The 26,313-nt window shown below is 40.1% G+C and carries 21 protein-coding genes; 11 read left to right on the plus strand and 10 right to left on the minus strand.

Annotated elements, in window-relative coordinates:
• Position 1: 1 nt before the first annotated feature.
• Both ATS75_RS09220 and ATS75_RS09225 read right to left on the minus strand, forming a co-directional pair.
• Complete coding sequence (locus tag ATS75_RS09220; RefSeq protein ID WP_058560151.1) at positions 2 to 817, minus strand: substrate-binding periplasmic protein; 816 nt, start codon at positions 815 to 817, stop codon at positions 2 to 4.
• Positions 795 to 2,012 carry a porin gene (locus ATS75_RS09225; RefSeq protein WP_058560152.1) on the minus strand — a complete coding sequence of 406 codons (1,218 nt, stop codon included), beginning with the start codon at positions 2,010 to 2,012 and terminating at the stop codon, positions 795 to 797. The genes ATS75_RS09220 and ATS75_RS09225 overlap by 23 nt, the downstream gene beginning before the upstream one ends.
• A gap of 98 nt (positions 2,013 to 2,110) precedes the next feature.
• Here ATS75_RS09225 and ATS75_RS09230 point away from each other — a divergent pair, with 98 nt between their 5' ends.
• The 6 genes from ATS75_RS09230 (at position 2,111) to ATS75_RS09255 (ending at position 10,702) form a co-directional block, all read left to right on the plus strand.
• Positions 2,111 to 3,991, plus strand: coding sequence for a methyl-accepting chemotaxis protein (locus ATS75_RS09230; protein WP_058560153.1), 1,881 nt, complete (start codon positions 2,111 to 2,113; stop codon positions 3,989 to 3,991).
• Positions 3,992 to 4,113: 122 nt separating this feature from the next.
• Positions 4,114 to 5,796, plus strand: a complete 1,683-nt coding sequence (locus ATS75_RS09235; protein WP_058560154.1) for a chloride channel protein — start codon at positions 4,114 to 4,116, stop codon at positions 5,794 to 5,796.
• Positions 5,797 to 5,814: 18 nt separating this feature from the next.
• Positions 5,815 to 6,249: a CopD family protein gene (locus ATS75_RS09240; RefSeq protein ID WP_058560155.1), complete on the plus strand. Its 435-nt coding sequence runs from the start codon at positions 5,815 to 5,817 to the stop codon at positions 6,247 to 6,249.
• Between the two features lie 135 nt (positions 6,250 to 6,384).
• On the plus strand, positions 6,385 to 7,401 hold the full coding sequence (locus tag ATS75_RS09245; protein ID WP_058560156.1) for an aspartate carbamoyltransferase: 1,017 nt from the start codon (positions 6,385 to 6,387) through the stop codon (positions 7,399 to 7,401).
• 48 nt (positions 7,402 to 7,449) lie between these two features.
• Positions 7,450 to 8,730 (plus strand): glutamate-1-semialdehyde 2,1-aminomutase, encoded by a 1,281-nt coding sequence (gene hemL, locus ATS75_RS09250; protein WP_058560157.1) that lies wholly within the window; start codon positions 7,450 to 7,452, stop codon positions 8,728 to 8,730.
• A 130-nt stretch (positions 8,731 to 8,860) separates the two neighbouring features.
• A complete protein-coding gene (locus ATS75_RS09255) occupies positions 8,861 to 10,702 on the plus strand; it encodes a methyl-accepting chemotaxis protein (RefSeq protein ID WP_058560158.1) in 1,842 nt (613 codons plus the stop codon).
• A 3-nt stretch (positions 10,703 to 10,705) separates the two neighbouring features.
• Here the strand turns inward: ATS75_RS09255 and mrcB are convergent, their stop codons facing one another.
• The 5 genes from mrcB to ATS75_RS09275 form a co-directional block, all read right to left on the minus strand.
• Positions 10,706 to 13,054, minus strand: a complete 2,349-nt coding sequence (gene mrcB, locus ATS75_RS09260; protein WP_058560159.1) for a penicillin-binding protein 1B — start codon at positions 13,052 to 13,054, stop codon at positions 10,706 to 10,708.
• A gap of 147 nt (positions 13,055 to 13,201) precedes the next feature.
• Positions 13,202 to 13,363: a YqaE/Pmp3 family membrane protein gene (locus tag ATS75_RS20130; protein WP_082665445.1), complete on the minus strand. Its 162-nt coding sequence runs from the start codon at positions 13,361 to 13,363 to the stop codon at positions 13,202 to 13,204.
• 158 nt (positions 13,364 to 13,521) lie between these two features.
• Entirely contained in the window at positions 13,522 to 14,751 is a 1,230-nt protein-coding gene (locus tag ATS75_RS09265) for an ammonium transporter (RefSeq protein ID WP_058560160.1), read from the minus strand.
• An 11-nt stretch (positions 14,752 to 14,762) separates the two neighbouring features.
• Entirely contained in the window at positions 14,763 to 15,101 is a 339-nt protein-coding gene (locus tag ATS75_RS09270; protein WP_058560161.1) for a P-II family nitrogen regulator, read from the minus strand.
• 176 nt (positions 15,102 to 15,277) lie between these two features.
• A complete protein-coding gene (locus ATS75_RS09275; RefSeq protein ID WP_058560276.1) occupies positions 15,278 to 16,510 on the minus strand; it encodes a response regulator in 1,233 nt (410 codons plus the stop codon).
• Between the two features lie 271 nt (positions 16,511 to 16,781).
• Between ATS75_RS09275 and ATS75_RS09280 the strand changes: the two genes are divergently transcribed.
• The 5 genes from ATS75_RS09280 to serA all read left to right on the plus strand — a co-directional run bounded on the left by ATS75_RS09280 (position 16,782) and on the right by serA (position 21,789).
• The gene (locus tag ATS75_RS09280) at positions 16,782 to 18,302 is read left to right on the plus strand and encodes a S10 family peptidase (protein ID WP_058560162.1); all 1,521 of its coding nucleotides are present in this window, start codon (positions 16,782 to 16,784) and stop codon (positions 18,300 to 18,302) included.
• A 355-nt stretch (positions 18,303 to 18,657) separates the two neighbouring features.
• Complete coding sequence (locus ATS75_RS09285; protein ID WP_058560163.1) at positions 18,658 to 19,224, plus strand: hypothetical protein; 567 nt, start codon at positions 18,658 to 18,660, stop codon at positions 19,222 to 19,224.
• 21 nt (positions 19,225 to 19,245) lie between these two features.
• Positions 19,246 to 19,842 (plus strand): 5-formyltetrahydrofolate cyclo-ligase, encoded by a 597-nt coding sequence (locus ATS75_RS09290; protein ID WP_058560164.1) that lies wholly within the window; start codon positions 19,246 to 19,248, stop codon positions 19,840 to 19,842.
• Positions 19,843 to 19,895: 53 nt separating this feature from the next.
• Positions 19,896 to 20,549 (plus strand): ribose-5-phosphate isomerase RpiA, encoded by a 654-nt coding sequence (gene rpiA, locus ATS75_RS09295; RefSeq protein ID WP_058560165.1) that lies wholly within the window; start codon positions 19,896 to 19,898, stop codon positions 20,547 to 20,549.
• A gap of 10 nt (positions 20,550 to 20,559) precedes the next feature.
• Positions 20,560 to 21,789 (plus strand): phosphoglycerate dehydrogenase, encoded by a 1,230-nt coding sequence (gene serA, locus ATS75_RS09300; protein ID WP_058560166.1) that lies wholly within the window; start codon positions 20,560 to 20,562, stop codon positions 21,787 to 21,789.
• A 184-nt stretch (positions 21,790 to 21,973) separates the two neighbouring features.
• Here the strand turns inward: serA and ATS75_RS09305 are convergent, their stop codons facing one another.
• From ATS75_RS09305 to ATS75_RS09315, 3 genes are all read right to left on the minus strand, one after another.
• Positions 21,974 to 23,218, minus strand: coding sequence for a hypothetical protein (locus ATS75_RS09305; protein WP_058560167.1), 1,245 nt, complete (start codon positions 23,216 to 23,218; stop codon positions 21,974 to 21,976).
• A gap of 745 nt (positions 23,219 to 23,963) precedes the next feature.
• On the minus strand, positions 23,964 to 24,872 hold the full coding sequence (locus ATS75_RS09310; protein ID WP_235591164.1) for a tetratricopeptide repeat protein: 909 nt from the start codon (positions 24,870 to 24,872) through the stop codon (positions 23,964 to 23,966).
• Between the two features lie 446 nt (positions 24,873 to 25,318).
• Positions 25,319 to 26,251 carry a hypothetical protein gene (locus ATS75_RS09315; protein WP_058560168.1) on the minus strand — a complete coding sequence of 311 codons (933 nt, stop codon included), beginning with the start codon at positions 26,249 to 26,251 and terminating at the stop codon, positions 25,319 to 25,321.
• Positions 26,252 to 26,313 lie beyond the last annotated feature (62 nt).

The raw sequence follows: 26,313 nt of genomic DNA on the forward strand, positions 1-26,313 counted from the left end.
ATTATGGCTTAAGTAATTCACTTTTTTTGACATCAAGCTCATTCATAACACTTAATAACGCGTCATTCATTTTGAAAATAAACTCTTTATCAACACCCTGACTGAATCCAATATGAGCTGTTTGTTGACTAATTTCATCTTTTTCTTCAACAAGAATATGGCTCAACTCCGGGTTATTCTTTTTTATATTATCAAGCTCATAAAGCGTGGCATTTCTATCATTAACATAGCAATCTAACTTATCTGTTAGTAATTTTATAACATTAGCCTCAGTACTTTTATTTTCCCACAATTTTATATAGCCTGATTGAATCGCCTTTTTATAGCGCTGATTTAATAATAAATAACCGGCGTTCATCCCCAAATGCAAACGTTTTTCTGACGGCAGCTTTAGCGCTAAGGCACTTTCTAAATCTATATTCTCACGACAATAAGTAACCACATGCTCTGTGCCTAATGCTATAGAGTATGATGAGATAAAGGGGCGTTTTTCAGAATGACGATAAGGAGGTATGATCCCGGCTACATTCCCTTGTTTAACACTCAAAAGGGCCCTTTTCCATGGCATTGGAATAATTTCAACAAAATACTCTCGTTGCAACGGTGCTATTGCACGCCTCAACAACTCAATGTAAATCCCCTTTAATACACCATTTTCCACATAGCTATAAGGAGGGTAATCATCATCTGCTAATATGGTTACAACGTTGCTAGTTTGGCTTTTGACTGAGAAGGTGAGTGTAGATAGCACCATCAAAAATAATACATATTTTGATAAACACATACCTACTCCATTAATAGCGCCAAACTTCTGCATAGTCATACCTAAACCCTATTGATAACGAGTTAAAGTCCGCTAAATATTCAAAGTCTCTATGCAAAAACTCAACATGCAATCGAAGATTTTCAGCAGGTAACCACTCGAAGGTAAGATTGGCACCATGAAACTTTTGAGTTTTATCCGCTGAATGCCCATCATCAAAGTCAAAATAACCGGCCTTTACTTTGTAATACTTGCCAAAAGGGTAAGCCATTGACATATCAAATGTATGACCCTGTTTATCATGACTCAAATCGCGGCTATATTTTTTATCTTGATAACCTAAAGCTAAGTACAACCCACTATTAAACGTGTAAGCAAATGAGCCCCCTAGTATTTCATTATCGTCAAGCTCCCTTTCTCCTTCGTATTCACTTACCTTTGTATAAGTCATCGCAATATGAAGGTTGTCTTTATCATAACTTACACCCCCGTTAATAAGATCGCTATTATTGTCCCCTTGGGCACCATCAAACTGACTGACTAAAATCCACGTAAAATGACCTTTACTGATCTGGTAGCTAAGCAGGTTATCAACAAAAAAGAGGCTCTCTGGGTCATAAGCAAATGGGCTATTACCATGATTAAAAATATCAACGTACTCAGCAATAAACAAATATTGGGCAGGTCGCTGTTTGCCTATACCAACCGTTCCATAAGGACTATCTAAAGCAACATAGACTTGCCGAGCTTTACCAAAATCTCCATTATTTGATAAATCAATCCCCCACTCGCCATGTAAAGTCCCTTGCCAATTATCATTAAACTCTACCGTTGATTTAAAACCGGCGTGTGAAAGTGCATCCCTTACATCCCATTGCGATTCGTTATTTTCGTCGATATAACCGAGTGTGGGTCTTAATGTCGCATATATTTTTGCTTCTCTTTCTAAACCGTGTGCCTGTTGACTTAATTGCTGTTCTTCTAATTTGGGAAGGGATGTTTCACGTGGAGGTGATGTGGAACTAGAAGCCATTTTTGTGTGATTTTTTTGCTGCTGTTCGAGCACCTTAATTCGCTGATTGATTGCTTCAAATTGCAACATTAATGGCTCAAGGAGAGCTAATTGTGCTTTTATTTGACTAAGTTCAGATTTCAAATTATTGAGCTCTTGTTCCTCGCCCACCTCTTGTCCGTAGACTGAAAAAACATTCGCGGCTGTTAACAACAAGCAAATGAGCTTAACTCGCATAAACATACCTTACTATTTAAACTTTTTTTAAGTGTAGACTATATTTATATCTAGATAGCTAAAATGTTCATCCAAGCACTCTTTAAAAGTGGAACCTTATGAAAATCAGAACTAAATTTTCCATCGCCTCAGGCATCGTGGTATTTATCGTAATTTCACTAATAGCAACAACCACTTACCTACTCGTACAGCAGACTCTTCGTAAGTCTACAGCTGCCTATGTTCAAGATAACGCCTCATTGTTATCAAACAGTATCAGTAATTGGCTCATTAGCAGGTCGGCACAAATAAACATCTTGAAAAATCAGCTTGAATCAGATTTTTCGAAACAAAGTTTTCAATCAAGTTTAGAAAATAAAGCACTAACAACTGATTTTTCTCTAATGTTTGGTACGTTGAATGATGAAAAAACGCTGCGTTCTAATGATAAAAATAGAGTTAACCCACCAGGTATTGACTTCAGACAAAGGCCTTGGTTTAAATTAGCAAAGAATAGTAACAATACTTTATTTACTGCCCCGTACGTTGATGCTGCAACAAATGAACTTCTCTTATCAGTTGTGAGTGCCATCAACACTGAAAATGGTTTCCAAGGCGTCATTGGCGGTGATTTGAGCTTAGATGCGATAGCGAACAGCGTAAATACAATTAATTTTAATGGAAATGGCCTGGCATTTTTAGTCGATGGCGAAGGTAAAATAATCACTCACCCATCCTCAGATTTGAATAATAAGCAAACCCAAACTGTATACAGTTCTTCCCCAGCTAATGCAAAAAACATTCTGCATATAGATCATGATGGTAAAGAAAAGTTATTGTATTTTTACCCGTTAAATAATGAAGCAGGAGTCGATTGGTCTATTGCGATGCTACTTGAAAAAGATAAAGTGTATGAGTCTTTAGCTGCTTTTACGACACGCACATTACTTATAGCGATTTTTAGTATCACCTGCTGTGTCTTTATCCTAAGAAAGCTTGCTAAATTATTATTAAAGCCCTTGGATGAACTTGAACAAGCAATCAATGTTATCGCCTCTGGTGGGGGGGATTTAACACAACGATTAACAATCTCATCAGAAGATGAATGCGGTGTTGTCGCAAATAGTTTTAATCAGTTCTTATCATCGTTACAGTCATTAGTTACGGGTGTGATAGGGAAAGCAAACAACGTTGAAGAGCAAAGTAGTGCAGCAAAATCTTTGTCAACAGAATCCAGCCGCTCACTCAATAAACAGTATCAATTAATTGATAGTCTAGCCACTGCGATGCATCAAATGAGCACAACTTCTACAGAAATAGCGTCAAGCGCCCAAGAGGCAGCTTCTTCTGTAACATCAGTTAATAAATCAACCACCTCAAGCAAAGCTCTTTTCGAGAAAACAGCATCGGATATAGCGAGTTTATCTGATTCAATATCTAACTCACAGGCGCTCAGTAACCAACTTGCAGAGCACAGTAATAGTATTGAACAGATACTGTCTGTTATTAATAATGTTGCAGAACAAACTAACTTACTCGCACTCAATGCCGCGATTGAAGCAGCTAGGGCGGGTGAGCAAGGCCGAGGGTTTGCTGTTGTCGCAGATGAAGTAAGAACATTGGCATCAAGAACACAAAGTTCAACCACTGAAATTAAATCGATGATTGAACAAATACAATTATTCTCATCTAAAGTTCAACAAGCTATGGAACAAAGCAAACAAAAAGCATCTCAATGCGTTGAGCAAACAGAAGTCGCAAATCAATCACTGAACGTGATTTCAATGTCCGTAAAAGACATCATGGACAGAAACTTTCAAATTGCCGCTGCGATAGAAGAGCAAAGCACTGTAATAGAAGAGATAAATAAAAACACAATTTATATTAAAGATATTAGCGTCCAAGTAGATGAGTTTGCAAAAGAGCAATATGAAACCAACACCAACTTAGCCGAAAATGTGAATGGTCAACAAAGCTTACTTAATAAATTTATTGTTTAGTTAAGTCACGCTCTAAACCACGCTTAAATGATTGAATATCTCTAGATACTTCAAAAATCAAAAGGACTTACGGTTTCACTTTTGGTAAACTTGCGGCTTAAAAGTGCTGTGAGGAAATATGCATGTGGCTTGAAACGCTGAGGCGTCAACTAGCAAAGCCTAAAACGTCTGTTCAACTATGCCTACTGGGCGTATGTGCGGGGCTAATTGCGGCAATTTTAATCATATTTTTTCGCCTCACAATCATGTTTTTTCAAAGCTTATTTCTAAGTACACCCGACGATTTTACAACACTCCCTACACTAGAGCGTGTTTTGTTACCGATTGGTGCAGCAATATTAATAGCGTCATTTGCAGCCCTAACTGGCTTTAAGCATTACCGTTTAGGTATTCCATTTGTTATCCATCGAATAAAAAAACATTACGGGCAAATGCCAATTTATAACACCTTAAACCAATTTGTTGGGGGGGCATTGGCATTAATTAGTGGCTTTTCAGTTGGCCGAGAGGGACCCTCGGTGCATTTAGGGGCAACAGGCGCAAGTTTACTCGCTGATAAACTTCACCTCCCCCATAACGCAATGCGAACCCTCAGTGGATGCGGCGTTGCTGCTGGTATTGCAGCCTCATTTAACACCCCTTTAGCCGCCGTAATATTTGTTATGGAAGTAGTGTTAAGGGAATATAAAGTGCATATTTTTGTGCCCATTATGCTCGCGGCAGTCACAGGCGCTCTCGCCACACAATTTGTATTTGGCAACGCATCAGAGTTAGCACTCATTAGCATTACCCCTCTTTCAGGTTGGCATTACCCATTTCTCATTGTTTTTGGTATGGCTCTTGGCGCGGTTGCCTTCGCTTTCAACCAGAACTTAATGCTGATCATCCGTACTTTTAAACCTTTGAGTATGTTCCCGCGACTATTACTTGCAGGGCTTATTGCGGGGGGAATTGCCTATTTAGTGCCTCATGCAATGGGTTCTGGTATGAGTGCAATTACATTAGCAATAGAATCTCCCGATGATCTGCAATTTTTAACCACCATCTTAATCGCAAAACTGTTAGCGACTTTGTTTGCTATCGGCTTAGGTATCCCTGGCGGAATCATTGGCCCGGTCATTGGGCTTGGTGTTTTAATGGGCACACTTATGGCGTTTTTCGCGCAATTTATTAGCCCTGGTGTGGATATTGCTGGCACTTACAGCGTTTTAGGAATGGCTGGCTTACTAGCGGCCACATTGCACGCCCCTCTTGCCGCATTAACCACGGTAATGGAACTCACATCGAGTCCTGAAATAATAGTGCCTGCCATGTTGGTAATTTCAACCGCCTATGTGACTGCTCTGCAAGTATTTGGCAACAGATCTATTTTCATGCAGCAATTAGATTTCCAAGGACTTGAATATCAAATATCACCAGCAACCGAGGCCCTGCAAAAAGTAGGGGTGATGGAAGAAATGGACGAGCAATTTAAGCTGCTTTACAGTGATGATAAAGAACAAATAAAAACCAGCTTAGATGCACTTGATAGCCAAACACCACTTATTGTACACGATGCTGAAAACGGCTATCGATTAGCCGAGTATGATTTGAGTTTAATGTCAGATCAAAACATCTCTATCAATTATATAAGTCTTCAGGGGCTAAGTAGCCAAGCAACGCTTGCTGATGCGTTTGATCTGTTAAAAGATAAGCGTTCTGGCGCTGTCTACATTTATAATTTGATGGATAACCAACAAATTATGGGAATAATGCGTTGGGACCAAATCCGACACATATTAACGATACGTAATACCCTATTATAATAAATTAAAGAGATCACTATGAGTGCCTTACTTATCTATAAAGCTTTGCATGTATTTTTTATGATAGCCTGGTTTGCGGGCATATTTTACTTACCTCGACTATTTGTTTACCACGCCATGACTGAAGAAAAGTCCTGCAGCTCAATGCTTAAAATAATGGAACGCCGACTGCTCTTTTTTGTGACTCCCTTTGCGTTCTTAACCACTATTTTTGGTGTTCTCATGATTGTAGAATATGGCCGAGAATGGTTTAAGTACAGCATGTGGTTACACTACAAATTAGTGCTTGTGATTGTTTTATATGCATACCATGCCTACTGCTTTAAGTTATTGGCTGACTTTAAACACGATAGAAATAAACGCACAGACCGTTTTTATCGTATTTTTAATGAGCTGCCTGTTCTGCTGCTACTTGTTATTGTATTTTTAGCCATAACTAAACCAAGCTTGTAAAATTTGCTATATACCCAAACCACCTCAAGATACAGAAACTCGCATCTTGAGGTGGTTTGGGTATAATATCGCGCGATTGCGTGCCCATGATTCATGGTTGATCGCGCCCCACTTCAATGTAATAGGAATAACTCAATGTTAAGTTTCCAAGGTGAAAATATTCTTTCTGTTAATCAGCTCGACAGAGACTGTATTGAACGTATTTTTGCAGTAGCCAAAAAAATGGAGCCCTATGCTAAAAAGCAAAAACGCACCAATGTATTAGAAGGCGCCATCTTAGCAAACCTATTCTTTGAACCAAGCACGCGTACACGAGTGAGCTTTGGTACGGCTTTTAACTTATTAGGTGGGCTTGTCCGTGAAACCACAGGCATGCAAAGTTCAGCACTTGCTAAAGGTGAATCACTCTATGACACTGCTCGTGTGATTTCTGCTTACGCCGATGCAGTCGCGATGCGCCACCCTGATGCAGGCTCCGTTACTGAGTTTGCTACAGGTTGCTCTGTGCCAGTAATTAATGGGGGTGATGGCCCTAACGAGCACCCAACGCAAGCATTACTTGATCTATTAACGATTGAGCGTGAACTAAATCGCTTTGAACAAGGTATAGATGGTATGCATATAGCGTTGGTTGGTGATTTGAAATACGGTCGTACCGTTCATTCACTGTCTAAATTGCTGTGTCATTACAAAGATATAAAATTCTCGATGGTCGCACCTGATGGCTTACAAATGCCAAGTTACATCTTAGACGCTGTTGATAATGCAGGTCATAAGATTGAACTCGTTGATAAAATGGAAGGTAACCTAGCGGCTGATATCGTGTATCAAACACGTATCCAAGAAGAGCGCTTCCCATCACAAGAAGAAGCTAATAAATACCGCGGAGGTTTCCGCATAAGTCAATCAATCTACAACGCGCACTGTAAGCCTAGCTCAGTGCTAATGCATCCGTTACCACGTGACAGCCGCTTAGAAGCGAATGAGCTCGATAACGACTTAAATAGTAATGATAATCTTGCTATTTTCCGTCAAGTACAAAATGGCGTGCTTATTCGCATGGCATTATTTGCATTAACATTGGATGTTGCAGACAAAGTTGAAAAGTATGAAGTTGAAGTACCTTGGTTTAGCCGTAAACGTAACAGTTAAGCAATACTTTATTTCAAAACAAACCATGAAAACTCAATAGGAATATTCATGACAATTAGCCAAGATTTATTTGCCCGCGCCCAAGCATCAATTCCGGGTGGCGTTAATTCCCCTGTTCGCGCCTTTAATGGCGTAGGCGGCACGCCTTTATTTATTACCAAAGCACAAGGCCCGTTTACTTTTGATGCTGATGGTAACCGTTATATTGACTATGTTGGTTCATGGGGACCCATGATCATGGGTCACAATCACCCTGCTATTAAGCAAGCGGTACTTGACGCTGTTGAAAATGGTTTAAGCTACGGTGCGCCAACCGAAACCGAAATCTTCATGGCAGAAAAAGTAAAACAATTAGTACCATCAATTGAAAAAGTCCGCATGGTAAGCTCTGGCACTGAAGCCACAATGAGCGCGATTCGTTTAGCGCGTGGTTACACTGGTCGTGATAAAATACTTAAGTTTGAAGGCTGCTACCACGGTCATGCAGACTCATTATTAGTTAAAGCCGGTTCTGGCGCGTTAACAATGGGTGTACCAAACTCTCCAGGTATCCCTGAAGACTTCGCCAAACATACCTTAACAGTATCGTTTAATAACTTAGACGAAGTTAAGGCTATCTTTGCGAAATACGCTGACGAGATTGCTTGTATTATTGTTGAGCCAGTAGCAGGTAACATGAACTGTATTCCACCTGTAGAAGGCTTTTTAGAAGGCTTACGTGCAGTCTGTGACGAATATAAGTCAGTACTTATCTTTGATGAAGTTATGACTGGCTTTCGCGTAGCACTAGGTGGTGCACAAGCTTATTACAACATCAAGCCAGACTTAACATGTTTAGGTAAAGTTATTGGCGGCGGCATGCCAGTTGGTGCCTTTGGCGGTAAAACTGAGATTATGGATTACATTGCCCCAGTAGGACCAGTATATCAAGCGGGAACACTGTCAGGTAATCCAATCGCGATGGCTGCTGGATTAAAAGCGCTTGAATTATTAGATGTTGATGGCCTACATGACGCGCTTGAAGCAAAAAGCAAAGCACTCTGTGAAGGCTTTGAAGCTGGTGCTAAAAAAGCCGGCATCCCACTGACGACCAATTATGCCGGTGGCATGTATGGCTTCTTCTTTACTGAACAAGACAAAGTAACCACTTACCAACAAGCAACTCAGTGTGATTTAGAGCGTTTTAAAAAGTTCTTCCACTTGATGCTTGAAGAAGGCGTGTACTTAGCCCCTTCAGCATTTGAAGCCGGCTTTGTTTGCTCTGAGCATTCGGAGCAAGAAATTGCGGACACGATTGCTGCTGCAGAACGCGCATTTGCAAAACTTTAATCCCTCTGTTTTGCTATAAAAAAAGCCCGTAAGGGCTTTTTTCGTTTTTCGCTTAATTTTTGTGAATGAAAAGGCAAAGTCTATCGGTCTTGTTTACTAATGAAATCGATTTTGCCAAATAAGCGACCCCATGACAGGACTACGACAATTAACCGCCCCTGCTATCAACTTGATGGTAAATTTGAAGTATAAAACTAAGATCAGTTTAGTGTTTGGGATTCTTTTAGTGCCATTAGCGCTGAGCCTCTTTTTCTTACTCACACTTTTGACCGAAAGTATCCAAGTTTCCACGATGAAACGCCAAGGCCTGCAAACTTATCGCCTTTTACTTGATAACCAAATTTCGGGGGACATCAACAACAATGCAGCGGTTGCTCGAAGCTACGGGTATGCAGTAGATGATAACCAAAACGCAGATGCTCTTGAATTAGTATCCATTCAATCTCAACTCGCCATTGATGACCACCTACCCAGTGCATATTTAAATAGAGTATTAGTCTCACCGATTCCAGCTTTGATCAAACAAATTAATTTAGCAAATGAGCGCGCTAACAAAGTACTCGATGACCATGCATTTTCTCCTGCTACATTTATTGCGTTGTCAAACGTCACAAAATCACTCCCACAATACCAAGCACACATACAAAAAACTTTAATTGTCGCGACGAGCGCAAATACTTTAGTAGACGAAAAGCTCACACCTTTACTAGCGCAGCTACAAAGCAGTGTGACTAATTTCAAAAATACCATAGATAAAAAAATGCTCGAGCCTGATAGCTTATCTATCTCTAAAACCGACTTTACCAAATATTATAATGCGGTTCAGCGCGACTTAGCAAAGTTGATTGCACAAAGTGTCCCAACACTCGAACAACTTGTTACGGATAAGCTGCAAAAACAGCGTATGATCAGAAACATTGTTTTAGTCGCATCATTATTGAGCTTGTTAAGTGCAGCATACCTATTGGTTGGTTTTTATTTTGCCGTTGTTGATGGAGTGACACGTTTTGCCAATGCAGCTAAGCAAGCCGCTAATGGTAACTTAAACGCGAGCTTGGCAAGGATTGGAAGTGATGAAATGAGTATTATCACTGCACGATATAATGCGCTACTTAGCGCATTTACCCAATTACTGGCAGATGTTAAAACAACCACTGTTGACCTAAGTCAAGCAACGCAATCTTTACAACAAACAAGCCATAAAACAAGCCAGGACGTCAGTGAACAACAAAACCGTGTTAGTACCATTCATACTGTACTCGGTAATATGTCACAGAGTGCACAGGCTATTGAGGATTCTGCAACTCAGGCAATGCACATAGCACAAAGTGCAGCAGGCCACGTAAAAGACAGCTCAAAGAACACCATGATACTAGCCAAATACATGGAAGACTTACAGGTTGAATTTAAAGAAAATCAAAACGCTTTAGACCGATTAGCAACCGATAGCCAAAATATTGGTAACGTCAGCAAAGGGATTAGTGATATTGCCGATCAGACTAATTTGCTTGCACTCAATGCCGCAATTGAAGCAGCACGAGCGGGAGAGCAAGGAAGAGGGTTTGCGGTTGTTGCAGATGAAGTGCGTACACTCGCCTCAAGAACGCAGTTACAGACACAAGAGATACATCAAATCATTGGCTCTCTTCAGAAAGCGTCTGACGATACACAGCAAAAAATGCAGCGCAGCGTGAAGAAAATGGCCGAATGTGTGGGTTCAGCAAACAACACAAACACGGTACTACAAAACGCGCAGCACAGTATGCTAGAAATCCAGCAGCAAGGAGAACTTATTGCGCAAAGAGTGCAAGAACAGTCACAAGCGACTGCACATGCGCTCAATGATGCTGAACAAATCAGTACTCTTGCGGTGCAAACACAAATATCTGCACAATCAGGCTTTAATGACGCAAGAAAGCTCAATCAATTATCAGAGTTACTCTCAACCGCAATGAATCAGTTTAAAGTTTAAAGGTTACAGCTGGCACCGTGGCCTAGGTTCAAACTCACTGGCTCTAATTGGCAGCTGAATAACCTTCCCACAACCTGGTGGTGCTTGCAAACCGGTCTCTTCGCTCACAAAAGCCCATCGAATGCTCGCAGGTCGAGTATCGGCAATAGACTCAGGGTTTAGGGGCTTAAGGTAGCGTATATAAGCCTCAAGTGCCCCAACACTCCCCGTCAAACCGGTACTTTTATTATCATCACGGCCAAGCCAAGCGACGGTCACTGTATTTTGATCAAACCCTGCAAACCAGCTATCACGTAAATCGTTACTGGTGCCTGTTTTACCGGCTAACTGAATTGATGGAAAGTGCGCATTTAAGCGCTTAGCGGTACCATCTTTAGTTACCCGCTTCATAGCGTATTTAGTCATATACACAGACGCTTTATCAAAGCGAGGCTCTGACTCTACTTGATGCTGATAAAGCACCTTACCGACAGAATCTGTCAACGCAGAGATAGAAGTAAGCTTTCTATATTCACCGTCTGCGGCAAGTGTTGTATAAAGCTGAGCAACCTCTAAACTTGACATTTCAACCGCACCCAAAAGTAACGATGGGTAGTGTTCAATGCGCCCTTTTGCCCCTAGTTTTGTTAATGTTGACGCCACTTGATCAACCCCAACATCTAAACCAAGATTAACCGCTGGAATATTAATACTGTTACTGAACGCTTTGTAAATTGGCATCATACCGCGGAATTGGCGATCAAAATTCTCAGGCTGCCACACTTGACCTTGTTCATTCGTTATCTGTACGGGTGAATCATCCAGCAGTGTTGCCAAATTATAATTTGTAGACTCCAGTGCCGATAAATAAACCGCAGGTTTTACCAGTGATCCAATATTACGCTTGGTATCTAACACGCGGTTAAAGCCTAAAAAGCGCGGATCACGCCCAGCCACTAATGCAGAAATACCGCCTTTTTCAACGTTTACTGAAATCATCGCCGCTTCTAACTGCTCTGTAGTTGCTCGCTTTTCAAGGTAAGGCAGGCTTTTTATAATGGAATTTTCCATCGCGGCCTGTTTTTGTAAATCAAAATAGGTGAACACCCTTACGCCCGCATCGAGTACATTTTGATCAGGAAGCAGCTGCTTTAGTTCTCGATCGACTAGTTCTAAATAACCGGGATAAGACTTAGGTAAGCTGTCTTTCATCGGTGCAATATCGATGGGTCGTTTTAGTGCAGCACGATACTCTCGCGTGTTAATTAACTTGTTATCCACCATCAAACGTAAAACAAGATCACGGCGCTCCATCGACCGCTCACTGTATCGGCGAGGATTATAATAAGAAGGCCCTTTGACCATAGCCACCAGCAAGGCTATTTGGTCGTATTCAAGCTCATCAACGGGTTTTGAAAAATAAAACTCAGCGGCTAGCCCCATACCATGAACACCTTGGCTATAGGACTGACCAAGGTACACTTCATTCAAATAGGCTTCTAAAATTTGGTCTTTTGAGTAGCGATAATCGAGTATTAACGCGATGAGGGCCTCATTAAACTTGCGGATAAGAGTACGGTCACGCGTTAAATAAATATTCTTAGCTAACTGTTGGGTTAACGTGCTTCCACCTTGCACTGTTCGCCCTGCTTTAATATTGCTGTACAGCGCTCTCATTATTGATAGTACAGACACGCCATGATGCTCGTAAAACTTTTGATCTTCTACAACCAGTAATGCGTCTTTCAACATGCGAGGAAATTTATCGAGGGGCACAAATTCGCGATCTTGTTTTGAATCGTTACCAATTCGCGCAATTTGAACCGGCTCTAAACGCGCACTGTTTAAACGTCGGCCAAATTTGTCTTTGATCGTTGCTAACTTCTGCCCAGCAAACCGCAGCTCAATAACCTGAGACGCTTCAAGGCCATCAAAAAATTCAAATTCACGGCGAAACACTTTAATGCTGTTGCCCGTTTTAATATATTGCCCGGTGCGGCTTAACTTATTAACTGATGAGTAATTTAATCTATCAAGTTCCCACAATACCTCTTGGCTTGATAAGTACTGCCCGGGATGAAAGTTCATAGCGCGCGCATAAACTTGCGCAGGGAGTTGCCATTTATTGCCTTCGAACTGACGCGTTATTTTTGCATCTAAATAAATTAAATAAAGCCCCATTGTCACTATACCAGCAAGGGTTAACTTCCAAAGTACAGACCATATTTTGGAAGTGAAACTTCGCTTATTTGGTGCTTTAACTGCACTTTTTTTTGTGGTTTTTTTTGCAGTATTTGTAGCCTTACTGGCTGTCTTTTTGGCAGAGCGCTTTGGTGGAGTTTTAGGTGTTCGTGGTTCTTTTTTATCGGCCATTACGTTGCTATATATTTCCAGAGATTAATTTACAGATGCGAGCTTAGCACATAGCATGCACCCTAACACCTGTAAAATTAACTGAAACTGAAAGTCGCTACACCACCATGCATCAAGCTCGGTTTGAGCCAAGTTTCAACGCACTATTTAGCGTGTACACAACCAGATAGAGTGAATGACCGCAGGTATAAATAAGATAAAGCACAATATAATATTGATGACTAAATGTTTACCAACACCGGCTTTTAAAAGTACCGCTACAGGCGGTAAAAGCAGAGATAGTATAATAAGAATTAATTTGTTATCCATGAGTGTCCTTTGTTGTTAAATTGTGGGCAACTAAAGCATAACCCTAATTACGCCGTATTCCTATCTGATACTTCTGTTAAATACATAATACAAAAAAAGCCCTATCAAAAGTTAGGGCTTTGTTCGAACACACAATGAACTTTTACAATTTAGAGGTATTAGTTACCTCGTACTGATACAAACTCAGGGTAAGCATCTATACCGCAATCATGTTGATCCATACCATTCAACTCTTCTTCTTCGGTAACACGGATACCCATGGTCTTTTTCAGTACAACCCATACCGCTAATGAAGCAACAAATACAAAACCTAAGATACACACCAGGCCAATAAGTTGATTAACAAAGCTTGCATCAGCGTTTGATACTGGCACTAAAATGATACCCAAGATACCACACACACCGTGTACGGATATTGCACCTACAGGATCATCAATCTTAACCTTGTCCAGTGCTACAATACTAAACACAACCAACGAGCCACCTAAAATGCCCAATACACAGGCCATTACTGGTGAAGGAGAAAGTGGGTCAGCAGTAATCACAACCAAGCCTGCAAGTGCACCATTAAGTACCATAGTTAAATCTGCTTTACCCCATAACACTTTACATACAAACAATGCTGCAATAGCGCCCGTTGCCGCAGCAGCGTTAGTATTTAATAAAATTTGGCCTACCGCCGTTGCATTTTCAGCATCAGAGATTAGTAGCTGTGAACCACCGTTGAAGCCGAACCATCCCATCCATAAGATAAATGTACCGAGCGTAGCAAGTGGTAAGTTAGAACCTGGAATTGGGTAAATCTCACCGTTTTTACCGTATTTACCTTTTCGAGCGCCTAACATTAATACACCAGCAAGCGCAGCGGCAGCACCTGTGCCATGCACGATTGCAGAGCCAGCAAAATCAACAAAACCCATTTCAGACAGGAAGCCTCCACCCCATGTCCAATACCCTTCGATTGGGTAGATAAAACCAGTTAAAACAACAGCAAATGCAAGGAATGCCCATAATTTCATACGTTCAGCAACAGCACCTGAAACAATCGACATCGCTGTTGCAACAAATACAACTTGGAAGAAAAAGTCTGATTCTAAAGAGTGGTCAGCATCGGCGGCTTGGGTGCCAATTAAAGCGCCCAATGATGGGACTAACCCACCTTCTGTGTTGTCTACATACATAATGTTGTAGCCAACGAGTAAAAACATCGTACACGCAATAGCGTACAGTGCTACGTTTTTAGTTAAGATTTCAGTGGTATTTTTTGAGCGAACTAAGCCCGCTTCGAGCATGGCGAAACCTGCTGCCATCCACATAACTAAAATACCTGAGATTAAAAAATAAAATGTATCCAACGAAAACTTTAATTCTACTATCGTGTTTTCCATCATGCGTCCCCTTAAATTGCTTCTTCATCGAATTCGCCCGTACGAATACGAACAATCTGATCTAAGTCATAAACGAAAATTTTACCGTCACCAATTTTGCCCGTTGAAGCAATTTTAGTGATGGTTTCAACAACACGTTCACAATTTTCAGTACGAGTAGCAATTTCGAGTTTTATTTTTGGAATAAAATCAACTTGGTATTCTGCACCACGGTATAGCTCTGTATGTCCACGCTGACGGCCAAAACCTTTGACGTCAACAACGGTCATCCCTTCAATGCCTAAATCAGCCAGCGCTTCACGCACATCATCAAGTTTGAATGGCTTTATTATTGCACTAATCATTTTCATAGTGGCCCCCTTCGGACGCTTATTGTTATCCTGTTAGACTTGATAATCCAACCTTTGTGCCACTATTTTAAAACAATAAAAAACAACAGCTTAGACACCTAAGTTAAATAAAAGAAACAAAAAACGCACCATTAAGGTGCGTTTTGTTTACATTTTTACTTCACTGGTGCAAATTGTTAACTGTGTTGTATTACACAATCTCGCTTTTGATCTTTTGCTTGATACAGTGCTTTGTCCGCCAACCTCATTGCATTCGTTAAAGTCACATTATTAAAATGTGTTAAGCCTATGCTCACCGTTATTGTGAAAGGGTGACCATTAATAACAAAATCATAAGCAGAAATACGTGCTCTAAATGCTTCCATTAAGGCGTAAGCTTGTTCTATATTGATATCGTTTAGCACAACCGCAAACTCTTCACCACCCACACGAGACACAGTAAAGTCTTTAAAAGAACTGCGCAGCAATGACGCAATTTGTTTAAGCGCCTGATCACCCGCTTCATGACCAAATTTATCATTGATTACTTTAAAAAAGTCGATATCCAACAAAGCCAAGCAGTTCTTACGCGATGCCTCTTTTAGTAGTTTCTCAGCAAACTGATAAAAGTAACGGCGATTATACAAACCGGTTAGATCATCTCGATGAGCACTTTCTTTTATATCTGCTATTAATGCTAATTGTTCCATTGTCTGTAATACACGACAGTGAAACTCTTCATTCATAAATGGTTTCGTTAAAAAGTCGTTTGCACCATATTTTATAAAGCGTGCTGAGAGTCCGTGTTTACCTGCACCTGATAAACCAATGATAGCTAAATCATCACGCCCTCTAAAGTTACGTACCGCTTTAACTAATTCAAATCCATCCATTGTTGGCATGGCATAATCTGTTAGCAATAATTTTATTTCAGGATCTGCTTTCAGAATTTTTAAAGCGTGTTCACCATCATTGGCGTCTTGTACATTAAATAATTGCCTTTCGAGCATTTGCTTCATCAGTGAACGACTTAGCATAGAGTCATCAGCAACAAGTGCTTTACAGCCTTGGTTTCTTAATAGCTGAGCAACAAGCTTAACGGCGTAATGGTAAGAATCGCGGTTATCTTTAATAACGTAATCAACCACGCCTAACTCAAGCATTTGCTGGCGTTTATACTCATCTATTTTAGAGGTCAGCACCACTGTCGGTACGTTTTTTTCTAGCGTATATTTAACCACTTCACCATCAGGGGCATCGGGTAACGTTAAATCAACTAAAGCAAGGGTGTAATCATGCGTGCCCACAAAGTCCCTAGCCTCTTCAAACGTCCAAGCAAAGTCAACGGCAACATTTAAATAATGCGCGGTTAGGTGTCGCAGTACTTGTTGCACTACCTTACTATCTTCGACAATTAAAACTCTTTGCATAAACGTCTCTGTTACCCTGTATGAGGGTTTGTTGCCAAATGCATTGGCGCATTTAAGCTTAGCTAAAAAATAAATTAGGCGAGTAATATACTCGATTACATTACGAATCAAAATCCAATACAGGCAAATTAGGTAAAAAGCATACATTGTTTAAAATTTACTAAGCTTAACTTCTACCTCTTACCGACTAATATCTGCGCCTAGTCTCATTAACTTTGTTATTTCATTTAAAATTACCTTTAATAGCTGAAATACAAAAAAAGGATCCATCATGAAACTAATAAGTATCATCAGCCTTTCAGTCGCAGCGCTAACCCTCAGCGTCTCACATGTGAGCTTTGCAACTGAAAACCAGCGTCGCATTGACGTTGACAGCACAGTCGCCACTGAACATAAAGCACGTATTAACGGTGAACGCTTTTCTTATACCGCAACTACTGGCACCCAACCTGTATGGGATGACAAAGGCGATGCAGTCGCTACGCTACAATACACTTATTATGAACGTGACAAAGTTGACGACAGGACAAAGCGCCCACTGCTAATTTCATTCAATGGCGGACCAGGTTCAGCGTCAGTATGGATGCACCTTGCTTATACTGGCCCACGTGTATTAAAGATTGATGATGAAGGTTACCCAATTCAGCCATACGGCGTAAAAGATAACCCTTACTCAGTGCTTGATGTAGCCGACATTGTTTATGTAAACCCAGTGAACACCGGTTATTCACGTGTTTTAGAAAACGAAAAAGGTGAGTTACCAAGTAAAGACGCACAGAAAAAAATGTTTTTTGGTGTCAATGCAGACATTAAATACCTTGCTGAGTGGCTTAATACCTTTGTAAATAGGCATGAGCGCTGGCGTTCACCTAAGTTCTTAATTGGCGAAAGCTACGGTACAACCCGTGTATCAGGGCTGGCTCATGAATTACAGAATCGTCAATGGATGTACATTAATGGGGTGGTGCTCGTATCGCCAACTGACATTGGCATCAAACGCGATGGCCCTGTAAAAGCGGCGAACCGCCTCCCTTATTTTGCAGCAACTGCATGGTATCACAAGGCATTAAGCCCTGAGCTACAAGCCAAAGATCTTGATGAATTGATCCCTGAGGTTGAGGACTTCACGATTAATAAGTTAATCCCTGCCCTTGCAAAGGGTGGCTTTATTGATGATGCAGAGAAAAACGCAATTATTAAACAAATGGCATTGTATGCAGGTGTCTCTGAAACATTTGTAAGCCAAAATAACTTAGACATCCCAACTAACTTTTTTTGGAAAGAACTGCTACGAGAACGAGGACAAACACTGGGTCGTTTAGATTCACGTTATTTAGGCATAGACAAACGTGATGCAGGTGAGTCTCCGGATTACTGGCCTGAGTTGACCTCATGGTTACACTCATTCACCCCGGCAATAAACCACTATTTACGTCATGAGCTACAATACAAAACCGACGTAAAATATAACTTATTTGGGAATGTTCACCCTTGGGATCGCAGCAATAACAAAACAGGTGAAAATTTACGCTTGGCCATGGCACAAAACCCTTACCTAAATGTATTAGTGCAAGCAGGTTACTATGACGGTGCAACTAATTACTTTGATGCAAAGTATACAATGTGGCAACTAGATCCAAGCAGTAAAATGCGTGACCGCTTAAGCTTTAAAGGGTATCGCAGTGGCCATATGATGTATCTTCGCCATGCAGATTTAGAAAGCTCTAATAATGATTTACGTGAGTTTATAATCAATGCATTACCCAAAGAAGGCGAAGCTGCCAAATATTAATAGCTAATATTTAGACTATATTTACTCAGCCCGTTTACACGGGCTCTTCTTTTTATACCCAAACCACCTTAAGATGCAGAATTCAGCGTTTCACAGGGGCTTAATATCAAGGCGTTACTTTGCAACAATGGCAATCCCTTTTAAAAAGTAACAACACTGAGAGTAATCGCCTGTGAAACGCCCAAAGGGTTGGTTTAAATGCGATTTATACTGCGTTATTGATTTTAACAATAGAACCACTATTACTCGCAATCAATGCCTTGCCTAAAGCGCTTTTAATTCCAACGACGCTCGTATTCTGAGGTGATTTGGGTATATACTCAACTCATTGATTTTACATTTTTGGAAAACAAAGATGTCAGAAAACTATCGCGTTATGTTTGCAGGGTTAGCAAACGACACACAACCTAGCGACGCACAAACTAAGCTGGCTACTAAGCTCAATGCATCACCGAGTAAGGTCGCTGCATTTTTTGAAAATAAACCTTTATTTGCCCCTTGCTCAAAGGATAAAGCACTAAAGCAAGCTAAACTATTGGCAAGTTTCGGTATTAAAAGCAAGTTACAACCGCTTAATACAAGCTCTTCTGCAGATAATAGTAATAATAATGATGATGCAGCTTTGCAGCGCGATGAGCGAATTTTCAACGCACTTGATTACATCACTAGTAGTTTAATTCGAATTGAAGAAAAGCTAGATGATTTAGAGCAACGACTCCCTACCGTAGCAGAACAGCCATCTACTATTGATGAAGATGATTGGCAAAACGATGACTTATTACTCGATGAAGAACTCAATACTCCACTAAAAAAACGCAGCAACGCGCTTCTTTATTCTCTTATTGCTATGGTCGTATTATTGCTTATTGTTCTTGGGCTATCATTCGCTTTTCCTGACTTATTTTCCTTTTTAGACTCGTAAAACATAATTTAAAAGTGAAGCATGAATATTAATAGAGCAAATTTACGACAGGAAGTCCGAAAACGGCGTCAAAAACTATCAAAAATTGAGCAAAAAAACGCAGCCGAACACCTAAAAGTGAATTTTATTCAACACCTAAAAAGGTACAAAACAACTAAAAACTTACATATTGGCATTTATTTAAGCAACGACTCAGAACTTGATACCTCATTGTTAATAAAAGAGCTTTGGTCTATAAACCACCATTTACACCTCCCTGTAATACACCCTTTTAACGGCACAACCTTGTACTTTCAGCGTTATGAAGAAAATTCACCCATGACGCCAAATCGCTATGGTATCTTGGAGCCTAAGTTAAATTGTAGTCAAATTTGCCCCTTACAGGACTTAGATTACTTGTTAATGCCGCTCGTCGCATTTGATAATCACGGTAATCGTTTAGGTATGGGAGGTGGGTTTTATGATAAAACCTTGGCGCGCTACCACAGAGAAAACTGGCAAACGCCTCAGCTAATTGGGTTAGCACATCAGTGCCAACATGTTGAAAGTTTGCCTGTTGAACCGTGGGATGTGCCCTTGAATTTTATTATTACACCACAGAAAATTTACCATTGGTAAGTAATATATTTGTATACTTACGTAAATAAACTCCACCTATTGAGCAAATAAAAATGACACAAGATGAACTAAAAAAAGCAGCTGCGTGGGCTGCACTCGAATTCGTAGAAGAAAATACCATTGTTGGTGTTGGCACAGGCTCCACTGTTAATCATTTTATTGATGCACTTGGCTCTATAAAAGACACTATAACAGGTGCAGTATCAAGCTCCGATGCTTCAACAGAGAAGCTCAAAGCGCTTGGTATTGAAGTATTTGAGCTAAATGATATTGCAAGCTTAGACGTTTATGTTGACGGTGCTGATGAAATCAATGCTCACAATGAAATGATTAAAGGCGGCGGTGCAGCACTAACGCGCGAAAAAATAGTTGCCGCTGTTGCCAAACAATTTGTATGTATTGTTGATGATACCAAACTGGTTGACACTATGGGTGAGTTTCCATTGCCTGTTGAAGTTATTCCAATGGCACGCAGTTATGTAGCACGCGAATTATTAAAGCTAGGAGGTGACCCCGTTTACCGCCAAGGCGTTGTTACCGACAATGGCAATGTTATTTTAGACGTACACAATTTAAAAATTACCGACGCAAAACAACTTGAGCAGACAATTAATCAAATTGTCGGCGTTGTAACCAACGGCTTATTTGCCGAACGTGGCGCAGATAAAGTCATCATAGGCACCAAAAATGGGCCACAGATAAAATAGGAATGAGGCTATGAGTAAGGTATCGTTAGCAAAAGACAAAATTAAAATTCTCTTGCTTGAAGGTGTGCACCAAAGTGCAGTAGAAACACTGAAGCGTAATGGTTACAGCAATATCGATTACGTCAAAACATCGTTACCTGAGGACGAATTACTTGAGCGCATTAAAGACGTACACTTTGTTGGACTTCGTTCTCGTACTCATATTACTGAAGCCGTATTAGACGCGGCTGAAAAGCTTGTTGCTGTTGGCTGCTTTTGTATTGGTACTAACCAAGTTGATTTAGACGCAGCACGCAAGCGCGGTATTGCGGTATTTAACGCCCCATTCTCTAATACACGCTCAGTTGCAGAGCTGGTTCTTGGCGAAATTTTACTGTTATTTCGCGGTATTCCTGAGCGTAACGCGATTGCTCACCGTGGCGGTTGGTTGAAAACGGCTCATGGTTCGTTTGAAGCTCGTGGTAAAACACTGGGTATTATTGGCTATGGTCACATTGGTACACAGCTTGGCATCATGGCAGAGAATATTGGTATGAACGTTGAGTTCTACGACATAGAAGACAAGCTAACGCTAGGTAATGCCACTCAAGTGCATAACCTAACCCAGCTGCTACAACGCGCCGATGTGATTAGTTTGCATGTACCTGAAACACCACAAACTAAAAACCTCATTGGCAGTGCTGAAATTTCGGTCATGAAACAAGGGGCTATTTTGATCAACGCCTCTCGCGGCACTGTGGTTGATATTGATGCCCTTGCTGAAGCACTCAGTGAGAAAAAACTAAGTGGCGCTGCCATTGACGTATTTCCAGTCGAGCCAAAATCAAACGATGACGAATTTGTTTCACCACTGCGTGAATTCGATAACGTGATTTTAACGCCACACATTGGTGGCTCTACCCAAGAAGCACAAGAGAATATTGGTATTGAAGTTGCTGGCAAGTTGGCTAAGTACTCAGATAACGGCTCAACCATTACTGCCGTTAACTTCCCTGAAGTATCACTACCAGAACTTGCTAATCGCAGCCGCTTATTGCACGTTCACCACAACCGCCCAGGTGTACTAACGCAAATTAACCAAGCGTTCGCACAGCACGGCATCAATATAGCCGCCCAGTACTTGCAAACAGATGAAGCCATTGGTTATGTGGTCATCGACGTAGACACAGATCAATCTGAAGTGGCCCTGAAAGAGCTCAGCGCAGTAGAAGGCACTATTAGAGCCCGTTTATTGCACTAGTTGTTAGGTGCTAGGTGCTAGGTGCTAGGTGCTAGGTGCTAGGTGCTAGGTGCTAGGTGCTAGGTGCTAGCAAAAGATAAAAGCCGTGCTTGTTAAGTCAAGCACGGCTTTTATTTAACCTTAAAATACAGCTATTAAGCTGTGAGAAGAGCCCTATAGAGAAAGGCAATACGAGAGCTCACTTTTAGTTCTGACTTGACTTGTTCGCGTGTTCATAGCTTTCGAATACCCTTTTAGGGTTGTTTTCAAAGGATACAGTTGGAACCCCATCATTAATTGACAAACTTATTCTCTCATTAACACTTTCAATTAATGGAGAAACTTGTCCTGTTATTGAGTATCGAAAGCTGTCAAACTCAGAAACAATTAAGTTACTAATTTCCTCACTGAAGGAAGATGCTTGTACGTTGATATCAATAGGCTTATAAATTGAACCTTTTGGGAGGGTGCTATCTTTTTTTAAATTAAAAATCAGGTCAATCTCACCTTGTATCCCTCTTTCAAAAGCAACTTTAGGATACTTAATTCCAGGAGCAATTACCAAATAATTTCGGTTTGCTATATCAAAACTGTATTTATCATTCACTAAAGAGCTTTTACCAATGATTATCCAGTGCTCATCAAAAGTACTCCATAACTCGCTAGTTTTAAACTTACTGGTAACCAATCCTACAACCATCCCCTTATGTTCTTTTATTCGATAGTTCAGATTTCCTTTATAAAAAGACAAAATGTATTCATTTTTGCGGTATTCCCACTTCCCATGCAGGTAATAAGATTGATTTTGAGCATACTTTTGTATTTCTGCTTTTCCATTTTTCTTTAACCTAATTACCCTATCTTTTCCAAAAGGTGTTTTTACATACCAAGTTTTTAGTATTGATAAATGGTTTAGATTTTCAAAAAAAATCTTTACTTTCAATTTATCGGACTTTGATAAGCTTTTAGTTAGTATTTTATTATCTCGATATACCTCAAACACTTTATGAGTAACTTCGTTATTTTGGGCGTTGTAATTAATCCCTACAGAAATTATACCAGCATTTTCGACGCTGCCTGATTCAACATCAAAATATGGCGCGTCACAGTGTCGTAACTTAAGATTTACGTATGTATCAAATGAATTCAAACAATACCTACCAGAAGGTAATGAAACTACAGAAACTTTTTTATAATTATGATTAATTCTTTTGATAAATCCTGTATCAATATTTTTTAATGAAAAAGAAATTAATCTCTCAGCTTTTTTGGTAGGATTCATCTTGTTGGTCATAGAAATCGGGTTAATACCAATTACAAGGAGTCCTTCTCCTTGAGTAAATATTTTAGGTGTTGTCCTTCCTACTTTTTTACTCTCAAGAAGATTCTCATTAACAGACTGACATGCTGAGATTATTATAATAATGGTAAGTATGATGATATGTTTCATTCTTTTGCTCTTATTCCCTCTGCTAAAATGCTTGTTAGCATACTTTGCACTAATGAATTTCGATACTGATATAGTTTGGTACTAAGTTCCCTGCAAGCCAATAGCAGCTAAATTCCATATTAACGTTTGCGACTTGAAATTGGTAATTAACTTCACCGTACCAATGTGCAGTTTGTATTAGGAAGTGATGCAGAATATTTTCAGGTTGAAATTACGAACTTATTACAACTATCCTATGGTTAATGTTCAAGTCCTTTTAAATATCGCCTTCAGAATAAACTTCACTAAGGCGCACAGGTATACTTTTAATAATAGAGTCTTAAATATGAAATCGAACACTACTATTTTGATACCTTCCATCTGCTAAGTTTGATTGATTTCCTAAAACAAGATTTAAAATTCTCAATGAATCTAGATTGGTGCACATAACCCTAGCATGCTAACAACTTATCCGGTCCCTTTTTAGTGGTTTTTGACACCACAAAACAATGTGTATTAAATACACTCATCATTCCATTAACAATTGCCTTTGTAAACAAGCGAGTAAAACTCTAGGCGTGTTATTTTGCACCAAAACGGCGATTAATAATGTTATCGAGCTAAACCTAACATCGTACGACTGTGGTTTTCGATGCTAAAAAATATAAAAGCCGTGCTTATTTTAACAAGCACGGCTTTTATTTTTAAATGATAAACCTGATTCGACAAAAATCACTGTCAGCCCATGAAATGGGACATTTTGCTCTTAATTGCCACCACGAAGGCGCGCAGCTTGTCCGCTTAAAAAGGCTTGGTTTGCGCCTTGTTTAAAGCGTCTTAAATCCTCATCACCACTGATAGTTGAACATGGAATAGTATCATTACATCGAGAGCCTCTGATTCTGCTTGATGTTGACGCTCTCATGCTAGGTAAGTTTTTCAATCCAGAAATAAACATATCCATTGTCTGTTTTTCTCTGACCACCGCGATACGTTCAATGTCTTTGTTCTTGGGTTCTCTGGGTAAATCAATGCCTAAGTCGACGAGCTTTTGTTTTGCTCTTGGATCTTTATTAGCGATTTTTTTATACAGTGCAACCGACTTCTCTTTATCAACTTTTCCCAACATTGCAGACTCATGCAATTTAGCCAATAAATAATGTGCTCTAACATGTCCTTTATTAGCCGCTAACTCTAACTTTTCTTTTGCTTCGAACACATCTTCTTGAGACGGGTTGTTTAACAGCAAATACACCGCGGTAAAGTAATGCGCTTTTTTCAACTTTTTCGCTGCTTTTCGTAAATTAGTAAGTCCAAGGCTAACGTTAACTTCCCCACCTTCGCCTTCAAGCATCATGATACCCAGCTTAAATTGACTGTTTGGTAAATCCCAACGCGCAGCTTCATAAAAGTATCGGCGCGCTTTTTTTAGATCTTTTTCCACCCCATAACCATTGTAATAAAAGCTCCCCATCATTTCTTGCGCGATGGGTATTTGTTGGCGTGAATATTGTTTTAATTTTTTAAACTCTTGCTTACAGTGCTCTGACGAGCACGCCCCTAACTTATCTTGATTTTTTGGTGGGCTATCAACCCCTGCAAAGGTAATAAAGGAGGCTAAAAATGTTGATAGGAGTAAACCGCTAAGTAATGGCGTTCGCATAAATAACTTCACTCATCCTTGTTATTGTTGAATAAACAATAGTCAAAGCAAGTTTGCAAGTCAATCATTCTAAAACGAACTACTTGATATAAAAATAAACATAAAAACCATCAACGAGTAAGTTTATTTAGCTAACCGTCTCAAAAGTGATGCTGATTGCCCTTGAAATGAAGCATATTCATGCCGGTTTGATGGTGGGTCTTATTGCGGCTCAATGCACTTCAAAGCAAATAAAAATTAATACCATACTATTAGGGGCAACTTGGGTTTTGGAGAAAGCACGAGTGGCTTTGAGTCTAAATGGTTAGATAAAAATGGATTAAGGTGAGTTAATTAAACAATAAACGTAAGCTATCGCTTTTAATAAACTCATTGTGATTTGAAAGCGCGGGTTAACACGCTTTCAAATCACTCAAAATGGTATCTTGTCTTAAACTTAAGACTTATAACTCTTTGAGCTACTCCCCTTTTGCTTTTAAGTTTATAAACTCTGCCAGCTCGTTTGGTTGTCCCATTAGGGTAAAGATCTGTTGATTTATTTCGGTCATGGTTTGCCCCTCTGGCAGACTTGCCGAGACCGTTAACGATCCTAGGCCTTTAGTGAAGTCTTTAATTGCTTGTGCTAACTCGTCACTCACTGGAGATTGCTGTAATTGCACATCGACCATTTGTTGCATTTGCTCAAGTGTCATACCTTGTTTTTCTAGAACTTGTTCAACTAAGGTTTTAAACTCACCTTGGTTTTGTAAGTTAATTTCAATGGTGCGTGGCTCAAGCCCAGAAAGTGCTTCCATCATGATGGTTTGCTGCTGAAGCTCCTGTTCTAAGGTTAACTGTTGTGAGGCACTTTCTTGCTGCAATTTACTAGCGGCTAACGACGCTTCCATCAATGGCGTTGAATTAGCCAAACCTAAATCAAAGTTAAACGCAATAATGTCATTCGCGTCAATAGTAAGTGTAATATCACTATTGCCTGAATTTTCATCGTAATTCATCAAGGTATGTAAATCATAACGCGCACTGGCTAGTTGGTTATTCGCATCAGGTGGGAGCTGCGTCACAAACTCATCACTAAATTTAAATCCATTTATAAACAATTCAGTACGTGGTGCAATTTTATCTGTCTCATACCCTGCAACCGATATACCATCAATCGCAGCAATACTATTGCCGTCAAAACCTGTAACAACAAGATTTGAAAGCTCAACACTTTGTGAAAAAACACTTGCCGATAACTCGTCGTACGAGATTACTGAACCAACCTGTTCCGTTAACATTGCAAGTTGACGGTCAACTTCTACTTTGACTTCTTGGGTTACACGGTGGTTAGCATAGCTAATACCACCTAGCGTTATAGCCACAACACCCGCAACGATCGCTAGTTTTTTCATTATATTCCTTATCATGTTCTTAAAGTCTGATCATCTTCGTCCAAGGTTAACATTGAACAACA

Origin of the sequence: Pseudoalteromonas sp. H105 (genome assembly GCF_001469215.1) — a bacterium.
Lineage (GTDB): Bacteria > Pseudomonadota > Gammaproteobacteria > Enterobacterales > Alteromonadaceae > Pseudoalteromonas.

What these genes read in the sequence shown, in the direction of transcription:
- ATS75_RS09220 (WP_058560151.1), bottom strand. Translation starts at nt 817, where the DNA reads ATGCAGAAGTTTGGCGCTATTAATGGAGTAGGTATGTGTTTATCAAAA.
- ATS75_RS09225 (WP_058560152.1), bottom strand. Translation starts at nt 2,012, where the DNA reads ATGCGAGTTAAGCTCATTTGCTTGTTGTTAACAGCCGCGAATGTTTTT.
- ATS75_RS09230 (WP_058560153.1), top strand. Translation starts at nt 2,111, where the DNA reads ATGAAAATCAGAACTAAATTTTCCATCGCCTCAGGCATCGTGGTATTT.
- ATS75_RS09235 (WP_058560154.1), top strand. Translation starts at nt 4,114, where the DNA reads ATGTGGCTTGAAACGCTGAGGCGTCAACTAGCAAAGCCTAAAACGTCT.
- ATS75_RS09240 (WP_058560155.1), top strand. Translation starts at nt 5,815, where the DNA reads ATGAGTGCCTTACTTATCTATAAAGCTTTGCATGTATTTTTTATGATA.
- ATS75_RS09245 (WP_058560156.1), top strand. Translation starts at nt 6,385, where the DNA reads ATGTTAAGTTTCCAAGGTGAAAATATTCTTTCTGTTAATCAGCTCGAC.
- hemL (WP_058560157.1), top strand. Translation starts at nt 7,450, where the DNA reads ATGACAATTAGCCAAGATTTATTTGCCCGCGCCCAAGCATCAATTCCG.
- ATS75_RS09255 (WP_058560158.1), top strand. Translation starts at nt 8,861, where the DNA reads ATGACAGGACTACGACAATTAACCGCCCCTGCTATCAACTTGATGGTA.
- mrcB (WP_058560159.1), bottom strand. Translation starts at nt 13,054, where the DNA reads ATGGCCGATAAAAAAGAACCACGAACACCTAAAACTCCACCAAAGCGC.
- ATS75_RS20130 (WP_082665445.1), bottom strand. Translation starts at nt 13,363, where the DNA reads ATGGATAACAAATTAATTCTTATTATACTATCTCTGCTTTTACCGCCT.
- ATS75_RS09265 (WP_058560160.1), bottom strand. Translation starts at nt 14,751, where the DNA reads ATGGAAAACACGATAGTAGAATTAAAGTTTTCGTTGGATACATTTTAT.
- ATS75_RS09270 (WP_058560161.1), bottom strand. Translation starts at nt 15,101, where the DNA reads ATGAAAATGATTAGTGCAATAATAAAGCCATTCAAACTTGATGATGTG.
- ATS75_RS09275 (WP_058560276.1), bottom strand. Translation starts at nt 16,510, where the DNA reads ATGCAAAGAGTTTTAATTGTCGAAGATAGTAAGGTAGTGCAACAAGTA.
- ATS75_RS09280 (WP_058560162.1), top strand. Translation starts at nt 16,782, where the DNA reads ATGAAACTAATAAGTATCATCAGCCTTTCAGTCGCAGCGCTAACCCTC.
- ATS75_RS09285 (WP_058560163.1), top strand. Translation starts at nt 18,658, where the DNA reads ATGTCAGAAAACTATCGCGTTATGTTTGCAGGGTTAGCAAACGACACA.
- ATS75_RS09290 (WP_058560164.1), top strand. Translation starts at nt 19,246, where the DNA reads ATGAATATTAATAGAGCAAATTTACGACAGGAAGTCCGAAAACGGCGT.
- rpiA (WP_058560165.1), top strand. Translation starts at nt 19,896, where the DNA reads ATGACACAAGATGAACTAAAAAAAGCAGCTGCGTGGGCTGCACTCGAA.
- serA (WP_058560166.1), top strand. Translation starts at nt 20,560, where the DNA reads ATGAGTAAGGTATCGTTAGCAAAAGACAAAATTAAAATTCTCTTGCTT.
- ATS75_RS09305 (WP_058560167.1), bottom strand. Translation starts at nt 23,218, where the DNA reads ATGAAACATATCATCATACTTACCATTATTATAATAATCTCAGCATGT.
- ATS75_RS09315 (WP_058560168.1), bottom strand. Translation starts at nt 26,251, where the DNA reads ATGAAAAAACTAGCGATCGTTGCGGGTGTTGTGGCTATAACGCTAGGT.